Here is a 15058-nt window from a genome sequence, read left to right as displayed (position 1 = left end):
AATATATCAAGGTGATGATTCTTCCAGCCTTAGGTGGGCGGGTTCATATGGCTTATGATAAAGTCAGAGAACGGCATTTTGTATACTATAACGAAGTGATCAAGCCGGCTCTGGTAGGGCTTACTGGCCCTTGGATTTCGGGAGGGATTGAATTTAATTGGCCACAGCATCATCGACCGACTACTTTTATGCCAACAGAGCATTTAATCGAACACAATAGCGACGGAAGCATTACGGTTTGGTGCAACGAAATCGAACGTATGTTTCGGATGAAGGCCATGCAGGGATTTACTTTGCATCCCGATAAAGCATATCTAGAAATTAAGGTTCAGGTATATAATCGGACAGCATTGCCACAAACCTTTCTGTGGTGGGCCAATCCGGCTGTTGTTGTGAATGATGACTATTTTTCCGTCTTCCCTCCCGATGTCAATGCCGTTTTTGATCATGGAAAGCGAGAGGTTTCCTCTTTTCCGATTGCTACGGGGACCTACTACAAGTACGACTACTCAGCTGGTGTTGATATAGCACAATACAAGAATATTCCTGTTCCGACATCCTATATGGCCATTCAATCGAAATACAATTTCGTTGGCGGCTATGAGGCCGGTGAGACCAATGCGGGGATGTTGCATGTGGCCGATCATCACATTTCACCCGGGAAAAAACAGTGGACCTGGGGAAATGGTGATTTTGGTGTCGCCTGGGATAGAAATTTGACCGATGAAAATGGACCGTACATTGAATTGATGGCCGGTGTATATACCGATAACCAGCCTGATTTTGCTTGGTTACAACCTTATGAAGTGAAATCCTGGTCTCAGTATTTTATGCCTTACGCAGAAGTCGGACAGGTGAAAAATGCAACAAAAGGTGTGGTGCTCAATATGGAGGTTAGGGAGCAGACCGCTCGCATTGTCTTATATACAACGGGGACGTATGAAGGTATACGTATTTTGTTACGCAATACGGCAGGTAAAATCTATTTGGACGAACAAACGGACTGTTCTCCTCGGAATATTTATACCCAACGTGTTGCTGGGTTGGACAGTGTACCAGCCGAACTCCTATTGACTGTGTACGATAAAAATAACCATGAAATATTGTTCTACCAGCAAGAGGAGGCAAAGGATGCTAAAGACATACCCAAACCAGCACAGGCAGCATTGCTACCCGAAGATATTTGCTCTATCGAAGAATTGTTTTTGACGGGACAGCATTTGGAACAGTACCGACATGCAACTTATAATCCATTGGATTATTATAAGGAAGCGCTGCGACGTGAACCGAACGATATCCGATGTAATAATGCAATGGGTGTTTTCTTGTTGCGAAGCGGTAAGATAAAGGAGTCTATTCCTTATTTTGAGACCGCTATCGCACGCGCTACGGAGCGTAATCCCAATCCTTATGATGGAGAACCTTATTACAACCTAGGTGTAGCTCTGCAACTATCTGGGGATTTGAATGGAGCTTATTCAGCTTTCTACAAAGCAACATGGAATGCAGCCTGGAAGGACTCTGGCTATTTTGGTTTGGCACAAATTGATGCAAAGAGAGGCGATTGGAAAGCTGCTTTGGAAAAAATAGATCACTCATTGAGCCGAAACTGGTATCACCACAAAGGACGACAGCTGAAGGCCTCTATTTTAAGAAAACTTGGGGTAAAAGATGCCGCTTTAGCATTTATTCAGGAATCAATGGAATTGGATCCCTTTAATATGGGCTGTCGATTCGAATGGTACCTGTTAAATAAAGAAGAATCCATTTTTTCTCCTATTCTCGATTTAGCGCGTGTAAATATTCATAGTGTGATTGAGTACGCATTGGATTTTGCGCATGCCAGTCTGTATGAAGAAGCATCGTTACTGCTGGAAAAAACCATTGAAGACGTAAGCTTAGTATACCCTATGGTATATTATACACTAGGTTATTTTGCGACCCAGTTAGGCTTGCGCGACAGGGCAAAGAGTTACTGTGATCAGGCCATGACTATGGATCCTACCTATTGTTTTCCAAATCGTTTGGAAGAGATTGCAATTCTCCGACATGCCATCGGTTTAAATAGTGCTGACGCAAAAGCCTCGTATTATTTGGGCAATCTTTGGTATGGAAAAAGACAGCATCAGGATGCGGCAGACTGTTGGGAGCATGCGATCCAATTGGATGGAGAGTTTCCTACCGTTTTTCGCAATTTGGCTTTAGCTTATTATAATCGGATAGGTAAGAAGAAGGAAGCCGTGACTTTATTGGAGCAGGCATTTTCATTGGATGAAACTGATGCACGTTTACTCATGGAGCTTCATCAGCTTTACAAAAAGGAGGGCCGTCCTTACAAAGAGAGGTTGGCGTTACTCGATCGATATCCAAATTTGGTGACGCTTAGAGATGATCTATTCTTGGAGCGGATCACCCTGTTTAATCTGTTGGGCGAATACGAGCGCGCGAAAACGTTGCTTGCTTCCCGGCAGTTTAAGCCCTGGGAAGGAGGAGAAGGTAAGGTCTCTCGTCAATACACGATATGTCAGCTGGAATTGGCCAAAAAATCGATATTGCAAAATGAACCGCAGCAGGCGCTTTCCTTGCTAGAGGCAATTGATTATTATCCACATAATCTTGGTGAAGGTAAGCTGATTACCATGGAGCAAAACGACATTCACTATTATAAAGGGCTTGTCTATCGTTTATTGGGTCGGGAAGAAGAAGCTAAGGTTTATTTCTATAAAGCAACAGAAGGTGCTGATGAACCCCAGCAAGCCCTTTTCTATAATGATCCACAACCAGATAAGATATTCTATCAAGGTTTAGCCTGGCATGAGCTTGGTGATCCAGGGCGAGCTGAGCAACGTTTTCAATGTTTAATAGATCATGGAAAGTTATTTATTGACAAGCCCTTTAAAATAGATTATTTTGCAGTTTCCTTACCTGATATGGATATTTGGGAGGAAAATCTGGATGATAAGAATAAAATACATTGTCTGTATGTCATGGGATTGGGGTATTTGGGGAATGGGGATCGTGCTCTGGCAATGGATTATTTTGCACAAGTTCGGCAGTTGGATCCCAATCACCAGGGGAGCCAGGCTATCATGCATTCTTTCTTAGGTGAAACTTCTTTAAAGAATTAATTTCGTATGTATCGCTATATCATAGTATTCGTCATTCTATTTCAAAGTTACATGGTCTCGGCAGATGGACTAAATCGGCTTGACCTTGCAGGTGAGTGGAAAGTTCGGCTTGATCCCGAAGATGTCGGTATCGAGCAGGGCTGGGCTGGTAAATCGTTCGAAACATCGATCAAATTACCAGGAACAACAGATGATGCGGGTTTAGGAACCTTAAATACGTTGACACCTGCTCTTGCCAAACCTCAGCTTTCGCATTTAACGCGAGCACATCGTTATGTTGGGGCAGCATGGTATACGCGGGAACTTTCAATTCCGGCAGGTTGGGCTGGTAAGGAGATGATCTTAACCCTCGAGCGTGTTCTTTGGGAGTCCATGGTTTGGATCGACGGGGTAGCAGTGGTACAAAAGCAACGTAGCCTTGTCAGTCCGCATGAGTTTGACCTAAGCTCACTTCTGAAAACTGGGAAGAAACATCGGTTGACAATCCGCGTAGATAACAGAAAGAAGCTTCCAATCAGCGTTGATGATATGGCGCATGCTTATACCGATCACACCCAAATTATCTGGAATGGTATTCTTGGAAAGATTGCTATTCAGGCCTATGATGCGGTGCGTCTGAAGTCGGTGTACGCTAGCCCTAAACTAGCGAAGAAGGAAATCAATCTGCAGATCAATCTCCGTAATAAACTAGCAAAAGGCATTGTCGGTAAACTGAAAATAGCGGTAAAAGACAATAGGGGTTCCCTACCACCGGTTGAAAAAACTATTCAGCTCTCGCCAGGGGATTCAACGATCAACCTAAGCTACCTTCTTGGGGATAGACTGAAACTTTGGAGCGAATTTTCGCCGCATTTGTATGACATCGGTCTGGAATTGGAAGCTGCAGATGCCGTATCAACGTTGTGTACCTCAATAGGTATGCGTGAGCTTTCTACTGATGGGACAATCCTAAAAGTCAATGGTGAGCCTTTATTTTTGAGAGGAACATTGGAATGCAGTATTTTCCCGTTAACGGGACATCCGCCAATGGATAAGGCCGGTTGGCGGAAAGTCTTTCTGACAGCGCGCGAATGGGGACTAAATCATCTCCGGTTTCATTCATGGTGTCCTCCGGAGGCGGCCTTTGCTGTTGCCGACGAATTGGGATTCTATCTTCAAATTGAGTTGCCAATCTGGGAGAATAATATTGGTAAAGATGAAGGAGTGATGAGTTTTCTCTATGAAGAGGCCGATCGAATAATGCAGACTTACGGAAATCATCCGTCCTTTTGTTTTTGGAGTATGGGTAATGAGTTGAGTGGTGATTTCAATGCGCTGAATACTTTGGTAAAACACCTAAAGCAGAAAGACAGACGGCATCTTTATACGGCAACTTCTTTTACATTCCAGCAAGGGCATGGTGTGAAGGAAGAACCTTATGATGATTATCTGATTACCCAGTGGACAGCTAAGGGCTGGGTACGGGGACAAGGTGTATTTAATAGCGAAGCACCCACATTAAATAAAAATTACAGCAATTCTTTGGAAGGAATTTCGATTCCGGTCGTGACGCATGAAATTGGACAATATGCTGTCTATCCAAATCTCGCCGAAATCAAAAAATATAAAGGTGTTTTAAAACCGCTAAACTTCATTTCTGTAGCAGAAGATCTGAAACAAAAGGGATTATTACATAAGGCCAAAGCATATACGATGTCTTCAGGAAAATTGGCTGCTATTCTATATAAGGAGGAGATGGAAAGAGCGTTGAAGACACCTGGTATCAGCGGGTATCAGCTCCTTGATCTTCACGATTTCCCTGGTCAGGGAACGGCGCTGGTAGGCTTATTAGATGCTTTTTGGGACAGTAAAGATATACTTCCTGCGGCAGAATTTCGACAATTTAGCGCTCCAGTAGTGCCTTTGCTCCAGTTTGCGAAAGCTGTATATACCAACAATGAAACGTTCGAAGCTTCTATCGATGTGAGTAATTACGGCCAAGAGGTTTTGAAGAATCAGGGGATTAGCTGGTTCCTGAAGGATGGGGGGAAAATAATCGAACAAGGACATTTCCAGTCGACCATTGGAAAGGGACATCAAGGGCATGTGGGGCATTTAGAAGTGCCATTACAAGCAATTGGACAGGCGAAGAAATTGACGATTCAACTTAAACTGGAAGGTACATCCTATGAAAATCATTGGAATATTTGGGTATACCCTCAACAGCTCGCTGTTGATTTTGGGGACGTGAGTTATACGCGCGATCTGGCGGAAGCGATGCGCTTGCTGAAAGATGGGAAAAAGGTGCTTTTAAATCCCGATTGGAAGAAAATAAACGGTATTGAAGGGAAGTTCGTTCCTGTTTTTTGGAGCCCCGTACATTTTCCAAAACAGGCCGGTACCATGGGATTGCTTTGTGACCCTAAACACCCTGTATTTGCCGATTTCCCAACAGATAATCACACAGACTGGCAATGGTGGGATCTCCAAATTAAATCGACTACGCTAATTACGGATGAGATCAAAGGCGGAAATGCAATTGTAGAGCTCATTGACAACTTTGCTAATAATAGGAGATTAGCATCTCTTTTTGAAGGGACAGTCGGAGCGGGCAAACTGATGATTGCTTCGTTTGATCTGGAGGCAGATCTAGCCAACAGACCCGTTGCAAGACAGCTGTTGGGCTCTATCTTAACGTATATGAACAGTACAAAGTTTAGGCCTAAAGTGATCGAAAATCCAGCTATACTATCGCAGGTATTACGCTACAAAGAAGCACAGGAAAAATCCGAACCTAAAGCGATCTATTAACGATAAGATCGCTTTGGAAAAATTTAATATGCTTGATTAATATGTAGAAATAATTGTTAACTTGGCCTTGTAATCTAATTGTTACCTGAAAAGCACAATGACCAATAAACTGAAGATTGGGAGCTTTAGTTATGAGAAAAGAAAATGATGAAGCCAATTTGATCCAAGCGCTCTCTATAGGGAAGCAGGCTGTTTTACCAAAACTTTACGAACGATATGCAGACCGCATTTTCGATGTATCTTTTCACTTGCTTAAAGATACAGGTTGGAGCGAGGATGTTGTGCAGGAAGTTTTCGTGAAACTGTGGACCAATAGAGAAACTATAAAACAGGATGTGGATCTCTGGCCGTTCCTCTATGTATTGACTAAAAGAGAGTGTCTCAATAAACTAAGAAGCATCAAACGTTCTCATTCGGCCTTTGAGCTTCTATATTACCATATTGAACATCATTCGGATAGGGCCGATGGTTTAATAGAACGAAAGGAACTTGCCGATGAAATAGAAAATTACCTTGCTCAACTTCCTGAACAACAAAAACTTGTTTTTACATTAAGCCGAATTGAAGGAATACCCCACAATCAAATCGCAGCGGAACTCAATCTTTCTAAGAACACAGTAAAAAACCATCTTGCGAGAGCATCGAAACATTTAAAACAAGTCCGTTCTGGACGAAATCGGCTATTATCCTTATTTTTCTATTTTTTTTGAAAAGGATTTCATGGATTGATGGAATCCTCCCAACTGCTTATCGATATGCTAAACAGTTGGACTGAAGTTCCATTGGAAATTTTATACCTATAACAATTTCATAAGGATCTAAAAAAAAATAAAAAAAATATCTCTTCCTGTAGTCCTTTTCTGTTTTTGCGGTGTACTGAAATAAATACTTAGAAAGTACGAACCAATTTGACCATGCAAGAAGAAAGACTACGCTATTTGCTAACCCATTATTTTAGGAATACAATCTCTCGTTCGGAATTGAAAGAGATGCTCGATCAATTAGATCAGCTGGAAGAAGCTGAGTTCTCCGATCTTTTTGAACGTATGGGCGAAAGAGTTCCTGAACGCTCGGAGCTATTTAACAGGGATCAGGTTTTAAATCAGATCTCAAGTCGAATAGGCGGACATCATAAAGAGATAGGAGATGGAAGAAAATCAAAGCTGCGCTACATCAAATGGGGGGGGATTGCTGCCGCAATTGTTGTCTTTTGTTTTTCAATTCTGTTTCTGGTCCAACAAAGCGCGAAGGAAGGAACTTCTCAACAAGCCGTCTCACCAAGGGAAATCGCCTTGCCAGAAAACTGTGCGCCTATACTTAAACTTTCCAATGGTGACCAATATTCAATTTCAGAAGATCATCCTGAAACCTTGGATAAAAACGGTCTGAGCATCATTAAAGCAACAGATGGTACAGTGGTATATCAAGTTAAAAATAATGTCGAGGGCAAATCTGAGATGAGAACTTTCCTGAGTCCAAAAGGTAGCGCATTGACCGTGAAGTTGGTTGATGGCACACAGGTTCAACTAAACTCGGGCGCGAGCTTGACCTATCCAACACATTTTGATGAACATACCCGAACGGTATTCTTGGATGGTGAAGCTTATTTTGATGTCACTCATGACAATAGAAAACCATTTATTGTTCAGACGAAACAAACCCAGGTCAAAGTGTTGGGAACACAATTCAATATTGCCTCTGATCTCAGCAAAACTAAAATCCTGACCACTTTAATCAAAGGTAAGGTTGCTGTAAGTGCGGGGCATAATCAGCAGATTTTAAGCCCTGGAATGCAAGCACAAACCAATCTGCATACGAAACAAATTTCCGTACAGGAAGCCGACCTAAAAGAGGTTCTCGCTTGGCGGGATGGCTTCTTCCGCTTTACAGAAGATAATATCGAGACTGTCTTGCAAAAAGTGGGCGAATGGTATGATATCAAAGAAGTGAAGGTGAATTCATCGTCCACCGATAAATTTACGGGGATGATAAAGCGGACCAAAAAGCTCTCGGATTTACTCCGGCAGCTGGAAAAAATATCCAATTATAAATTTAAAATTCAGGATGGGAGGGTCCTTGTTATGTAACAATGAGACTTTGAGCTAAAAGTAATCGGAAGTGCTCGCAACACTCCCGATCGTAGTTTAGCAATTAAATAAACCTAATTGAGTTATAAACCATTTAACACCAAACCTATACAAATGTATAAAAGGAATAGCAAAAGTTGCTTTTTTACACAAAAATTCTTTGTAAAAGCATTTATCAGGATGAAAGTATGCATACTAATCCTCATCATCTCCATGGTGCATGTTCATGCATCTAGCTTTGGTCAACAAGTGACATTGGATATAAAAAATGGACGTTTGGTGGACGTCCTGGATGAGATTCAAAAACAAACGGGGTACGAGTTTTTGTACAATAACAGTTTGATTAATAAACAGAAAAGAGTGACTATTAAAGCAAATCACAAAAACTTTAAAGAGGTCCTACAAGAGTTTCTGTCGGAAAGAAACCTGACTTACGAATTGAATCTGAACACGGTATTGATTATGGCCAAAGTGGGTTCTCCGCAAGTTGCTTCCAGCACCGCGGTGTTCTTGCAGCGGCGTAGAATAACAGGAGTTGTGTCTGATACGAAGGGAGCGCCATTGGAAAGTGTCACGGTTTCGGTTAAGGGGACAACTATTGGAACGAAGACCGATGCGCAGGGGCAATTTGCCTTGGAAATTGAAGATCAGCATAAGGTGCTGCAGTTTTCGCTCGTAGGATTTCAGTCGTTTGAGCGGAATATTAGTGCGTCAAATCAGCTGAAGATCACTTTGGAGCCTGCGGTAAGCGATCTGGAGGAAGCTGTAGTTGTTGCTTATGGAAAGCAACGTAAAATTAGCGTAGTGGGTGCAATTAGTAGCGTTTCCCCGCAACAATTAAAAACTCCCGTTGCTAAGATCAGCAGCGCATTGGCGGGACAGATGGCGGGCGTTGTTACGGTTCAAGGTTCGGGAGAGCCCGGCTCTGCAACGTCATTTTGGATACGTGGGGTGAGCAGTTTTGCGGGGGGGACCGGTCCACTGGTATTGGTGGATGGGATCGAACGTCCCATGGACCTCGTAGACCCCGAGGATGTCGAGTCATTCTCTGTCTTGAAAGATGCAACTGCCACAGCCGTGTATGGCGTAAGGGGAGCAAATGGTATTGTGATCATTACAACAAAAAGGGGAAAGAAAAGTGTTAAACCGAGTATCAATGCACGTGTTGAGCGCGGTATGTTGGAACCTGTTGTCCTACCGAAATTGGCAAATGCTGCTCAATGGTTAGATTATTATAACGATATCAATTTTGAAGCTTCTGGAAAAGCCCCATTGACACAAGAAGAGATAAATAAATATGTGAATAAAGTAGATCCAGATGTCTATCCAAATGTGGATTGGATGCAAGAGATCTTTAAAAAGAGAACATCAAATGAACGTTTGAATGTAAATGTGACTGGAGGAGGAGATTTTATTAAATATTACGTTTCGGGTTCTTATATGAAAGAGAATGGGATCTTTCAGCCTCGAAAAACATCGAATTATGATCCATCTGTGAATTTCGACCGGATTAATTTTAGATCGAATGTTGATATTAGACTGTCTCGATCGACTGAAGTAAACCTAAACCTCTCCAATCAATACGAAACAAAAAACCTATTAGGTGTAAATTTGGGTGATATGTATGATATTATGCTCCACACCACACCAGTGGCAACACCTACCCAGTTTTCAAATGGCGCCTATGCACAGCCACAAGGAGGACAAAATCCCTATTATTCGCTCAATACTACTGGATTCTCGAAGGATTTCTGGAATAATGCGCAGTCGTTGATTGGTATCACTCAAGATTTTTCGGAGTTGATAACTCCCGGTTTAAAAGCGAATGTTAAATTTTCCTGGGATGCAAAGAACTCTTCGACATTAGACAAAAGAAAGGCACCAACCACCTATTATGTTGACAAAACAAAACCGCGGGACAGCGAAGGGAATCTTATTTTAAAAGATAACGGTAATGGCAGCGATTATCTTGCTTTAGCCGACTATCATTCGGGAGAGCGTGCGACTAATTTTGAAAGTTCCCTGATGTATGACCAGTTGTTTGGAAACAAGCATCGCGTCGGAGGACTATTTTTATTCTCCATGCGCGAGCGGACAAATAACTTTCCAGAACGGGATTATATCGCAGCATTCCCCTATCGTAATACGGGGATTGCTTCACGTTTGACCTATTCCTACCAGGACCGCTATTTTATCGAAGGTAACTTTGGCTACAATGGATCTGAGAACTTTGCGCCAAAGAAACGTTTTGGTTTCTTTCCTTCCCTGGCTATGGGCTATGTTATTAGTAATGAAGCGTTCTTTAAGTCGCTATTGCCTGTCGTTAACTTTCTGAAAATTCGGGGATCAATTGGTCGGATTGGTAGCGATAAAATCGGTGGTTCACGTCGATTTGCTTACAATTCAGAAATGAAGCTCGATGGTGGCTATTCTTTCGGCATTGGTGGCAAAAATTATCTTCAGGGTATAGCAACCGGTTATCCAGGGAATCCACTGGTTGCCTGGGAAAGTGCATTAAAGCGTAATATCGGGCTTGAGTTAAGCATTTTCAACAAATTGACCATACAGGCCGATTATTTTGCGGAGAAACGTGATGGAATTTACATTCTTCAGGAAAGTGTGCCTTCCATCGTGGGAATTAATGTAAAACCCTATGTTAATATTGGACAGATGCAAAATAAAGGGGCCGAAGGATCCTTGGAATTTAATCATCGCCAGGGAGAAGTCGGCATACAGGTCCGGGGTAATCTAACTTACAATCGAAATAAAAAATTATTTGATGACAAGCCGATTCCAAGATGGGCATATCAGTCTGAAATAGGACAACGCTGGGGACAACAGCGCGGATTAATTGCTTTGGGGCTGTTTGAGTCAGAAGAGGAAATCGCGCATAGCCCGATTCAACGCTATGGCGATGTGATACGTCCCGGTGATGTAAAATATCGGGACATCAATGGAGACGGCGAAATTACAGAAGAAGACAAAGTAGCGATAGGTGATACAGATATGCCGCAATGGAATTATGGATTTGGCGCCAGTGTATCTTGGAAAGGATTTGATCTATCGGCTTTTTTCCATGGCGTTGGACAAATATCCCGGATTATAGCGGGAGGACCTCTATATGGTCAGACTGGCAACATCTGGGGCTATGGACAGATCTATTCGGATGTCGCTGATCACCGCTGGAGTGCAGACAACCCTAATCCAAATGCAACTTATCCACGGCTCTCATTTAATATTGCCAATAACTCTCAGGCTTCCACTTTATGGCAACGCGATATGAGCTTTATCCGTTTGAAGAATCTAGAATTGGGCTATACGTTGCCAAAGCAGCTCACGGAAAAATGGAAAATGTCAATCGTGCGTATTTATGCACAAGGCGTAAATGTGTTCACATTCAGTAAGTTCAAGTTGTGGGATCCTGAACTGGAAACAGTTTCAGGAAGCAGCTATCCCCAAATGCGTGTATTTAATGTTGGTTTAAGTGTAACACTTTAATCTGAAAGATAATAATGAAAAAGTATATATACTCGATTTCCTGCCTATTACTGGTATTTTCCCTCGGGGCATGTAGCAAATATCTCGACGTGGATCTAGAAAATCAAATGACTTTAGAAGAGGTTTTTAATAAACGGAAAACCACGGAACAGTATCTGGCTCAGGTGTATGGCTATTTGCCTATAGAACATGATATGTTCAATGGTGAAGGCGGAAATGTTCCGCTGAGTGATGAAGCCTTATTTTCATGGGTAGCCTGGGTTCCATGGCTTAACTTTGCGAATGGGGCATGGGGCGTGACAACCCAGGATTATACAACTTGGGAACAGAATTATAAAGGGATTAATCAGGCAACCATTTTCATTGAAAATATTGATAGAAATGTGGAATTGAGTGCTGCTACTAAAGATATTATGAAAGCCGAAGCCCGTTTTTTAAGAGCCTATTTTTATTATCTGCTTTTAAAAAGATATGGACCTGTATTTGTATGGGGCGATCGTGCTCCCGATAGTAAAATTGATCCAACAACAGTAGATCGTATGTCTTTGCAGACAAATGTGGATTTCATAGTTTCTGAATTTGATAAAGCAAGTGCCGTATTGCCACAGGAAATAACTGATCAAGCCTGGTATGGTCGATTGACAAAAGGGGCTGTGATGGCCGCAAAATCTGAATTACTGCTGTATATGGCTAGGCCGCTATTTAACGGAGCGAAACTTTATATAGGGATAAGGAATAAAAGCGGTGAATTCTTATTTCCACAAACCGCAGATCCCAATAAATGGGAGCTTGCGGCCAAATCTGCCAAAGCGTTGATTGACCTGAATGTGTATGCACTTTACCAAGATAACAAAGAGACGAACTCTTTTCGACGTGCAATTAAATCCTACATGGGTATTTATTTTGATAAGTGGAATTCGGAAATTATTTGGGGAAGATGGTCTGATGACGGCTTCAATTATAACGTCCGTACAGCTCCACCGCGAGTTGTGACGATGGGCTGGGGCGGTTATGCACCTTCGCTAAAACTGGTCGACAGCTATCCGATGGCAAGTTCAGGACGCTACCCGATTACAGGTTACAGTAGTAATGGACAGCCTATAATTGATGAAAAATCAGGATACCAAGAAACGGGATTTACAGATAACTATGTACATCCGTTAGACAATTTTGCCTCCTTTAAGGCGCACAACAGTTGTGTCGGAAGGGATGCACGTTTCTACGCATCCATTTTGGCAAATGGAATGTATTGGACCAATCCAAAACCTCAACCCAGACAGGTGACATTCTTTGACGGCGGAACATCTTCGTATACGAAAACAGGGGACTGCGTAAAGTCAGGTTACTTGTGGCGGAGAATGAGTGATCCAACAAATGACATCGAAGCAGGTAACTGGGGGCAGTTTGCATGGCCATATTATCGTCTGGCTGAGATCTATCTAAACTACGCGGAGGCTTGCAATGAAAAACCTGCTCGTGATGAAGTGGAGGCGTTAAAATATATCAACCTGGTACGTAAACGGAGCGGCTTGAACGACTTGGAAGTTGCTTATCCAGAGGTTCGGGGAAATAAAGAACTCCTGCGGGTATTGCTGCGAAAAGAAAGAATGGTCGAATTGGCATTTGAAGGCCATCGTTACCCCGATCTGAGAACCTGGATGATTGCAGAGGAAGAAATGAATGAGCCCTATTATACCCGTAATGTTGCCGCAACTTCTTATGAATCCTCTTGGGAACGGACCAAAGATGTTTTTCCTGGAAAGCGAAGTTTTCAGGCCAAACATTATTTCTTCCCGATACAGCAAAAGCAACTGAGCGAGATGATCAACATTACACAGAACTATGGATGGTAGTACTTATTAAATAATACTGAAAACGATGAGAAATTATATATCCTATTGTGTTCTCCTGTTGACACTTTTCCTGATGAATGGATGTCAAAAGGATGATCGAATGAACAACATGGTCGACGACACCATTTATTTCAGAGATTTCAAAGAGAATAAAATAACGGTATTTGACTGGGGAAAATTTGATTATAATGTAACTGTTGTTAAGGCTGGAATTGGACAACAGGGAGCAAAGATAAACTTCAAGATTGACGAAGCGTACCTAGCAGCCTATAACGCGCAGCAAGGGACAAATTATAAGCTGCTTCCTGCTGACTGCTATAAAATTGCAAATACAACACTAGCCTTTGAAAAAAAGGATTATCTGCAGGATATTGCAGTTGCTTTTGATACTGAGCGCATAAAAGTGCTGCAAGGAAAATATAAGGAATTATATGTGCTTCCGTGCCGCATTGAAGCAGAGGGAGGGGTGTTACATGCGCTGAAACCTGAAATGGCAACGACATTGTTGATTCCTAACGTTAAAGACCCATTTTTGGAATTCACTTCACCGGGTCTGCAGCTTGATCAGATCAAACTGAGCCCCACAGGAGCTGAACAGGTCGTAGGAAAAGCGACATTGGTCACCAATTATCCCAATCAATGGAATCTTGACTATGAAATTGAAGTGGATCCCGTGATTTTGGACAATTACAACGGAACGGTATCAGACGATAAGAAGTTGAAATTACTACCAAAAGCGGCCTATCAGCTTTTACCCGCACCTTATAAAATTGCTGAAAAGGAGAATAAAACGAGTTTTTCATACACTATTCTGAAAAAAGGACTTATTGATGGAACAACCAATTTATTTGGGGAGTATGCGTTGCCTTTACGGATTAAGTCTGTTTCAAAAAATGGTATTAACCCCGATGCTTCGACAATATTGGTTCCAGTGTCCTTTCAACCGCCAGATATCCCCCGTAGTGGCTGGAAAGTAATTGCGGCTTCTTCCGAATGGATTGGCGGTGGTGAAAAGGAAAATATATTGGACGGTAATCCCGATACCTACTGGCATAATGTCTGGATGGGAGGAGAACCCCCATTACCGCATTATGTCATAATAGATTTTGGAAAGGAATATAATGTGATGATGATTGAATTAACAAGAAGGTTATGGAATAATGACTTAAAAGTCGTTGAGTTCTCGACTAGTAATGACAATAAAACATATGTTCCAATAGGGAAGATTGATTTCGGAACAAACAGTCCCAAATCGACTTTGGCCGTGAATGTTCCGACGACAAAGGCCCGTTATTTAAAATGTACGGTAACAGCAAGTAATCGTCCGCCTTCATCTGCTATAGCAGAAGTATATGTCAAAGGATTATAAAATACATCCGAAATTAGCTATAATACAACATCAAGTATAGTCTAATATACAATTTGGTAGATCTGAAAGTCACTCCATTTTCCGGAGTGACTTTTTTGCTTGAAGTGCGACGGTGCTTAATTGCGTAAACCGGAAGTTTCTACTTTCCTTATGCTGGTTTGCTGTTTAGCGAAGCTGAGCTGACGTTCTTCGCACAGGGGATGCGACTTGGAAATTTTGAAGAGAAAGGCCACTAGATTAGGCTGTATCCTTTTGAAGAGGATAACACTGGATATGTACTACGTTTTTCAGGAGGCTAGGGAACAATAAACGGATCATACCGAAAGTTTGGGG

7 protein-coding genes are annotated in these 15058 nt (G+C 42.1%); all 7 read left to right on the top strand.

What is annotated here, in order from left to right; translation table 11 throughout:
- Positions 1-5: 5 nt before the first annotated feature.
- On the top strand, positions 6-3128 hold the full coding sequence (locus B4Z90_RS13370; RefSeq protein ID WP_286802512.1) for a DUF5107 domain-containing protein: 3123 nt from the start codon (positions 6-8) through the stop codon (positions 3126-3128).
- A gap of 6 nt (positions 3129-3134) precedes the next feature.
- Positions 3135-5918 carry a sugar-binding domain-containing protein gene (locus B4Z90_RS13365; RefSeq protein ID WP_286777059.1) on the top strand — a complete coding sequence of 928 codons (2784 nt, stop codon included), beginning with the start codon at positions 3135-3137 and terminating at the stop codon, positions 5916-5918.
- 131 nt (positions 5919-6049) lie between these two features.
- Positions 6050-6628, top strand: a complete 579-nt coding sequence (locus tag B4Z90_RS13360) for an RNA polymerase sigma factor (protein WP_112375096.1) — start codon at positions 6050-6052, stop codon at positions 6626-6628.
- A 204-nt stretch (positions 6629-6832) separates the two neighbouring features.
- Positions 6833-8005, top strand: a complete 1173-nt coding sequence (locus B4Z90_RS13355; protein ID WP_286709844.1) for a FecR family protein — start codon at positions 6833-6835, stop codon at positions 8003-8005.
- 180 nt (positions 8006-8185) lie between these two features.
- Complete coding sequence (locus tag B4Z90_RS13350; protein ID WP_286802488.1) at positions 8186-11503, top strand: TonB-dependent receptor; 3318 nt, start codon at positions 8186-8188, stop codon at positions 11501-11503.
- Positions 11504-11517: 14 nt separating this feature from the next.
- A complete protein-coding gene (locus tag B4Z90_RS13345; protein ID WP_115046354.1) occupies positions 11518-13356 on the top strand; it encodes a RagB/SusD family nutrient uptake outer membrane protein in 1839 nt (612 codons plus the stop codon).
- A gap of 25 nt (positions 13357-13381) precedes the next feature.
- Complete coding sequence (locus B4Z90_RS13340; protein ID WP_286709846.1) at positions 13382-14725, top strand: BT_3987 domain-containing protein; 1344 nt, start codon at positions 13382-13384, stop codon at positions 14723-14725.
- The last annotated feature ends 333 nt before the right edge of the window (positions 14726-15058 follow it).

It is taken from the genome of Sphingobacterium sp. UBA5639, assembly GCF_002421245.1.
GTDB lineage: Bacteria > Bacteroidota > Bacteroidia > Sphingobacteriales > Sphingobacteriaceae > Sphingobacterium > Sphingobacterium multivorum.
The sequence above is the reverse complement of the archived record's forward strand: the minus strand, read 5'-3'. Positions and strand labels throughout refer to the sequence as shown.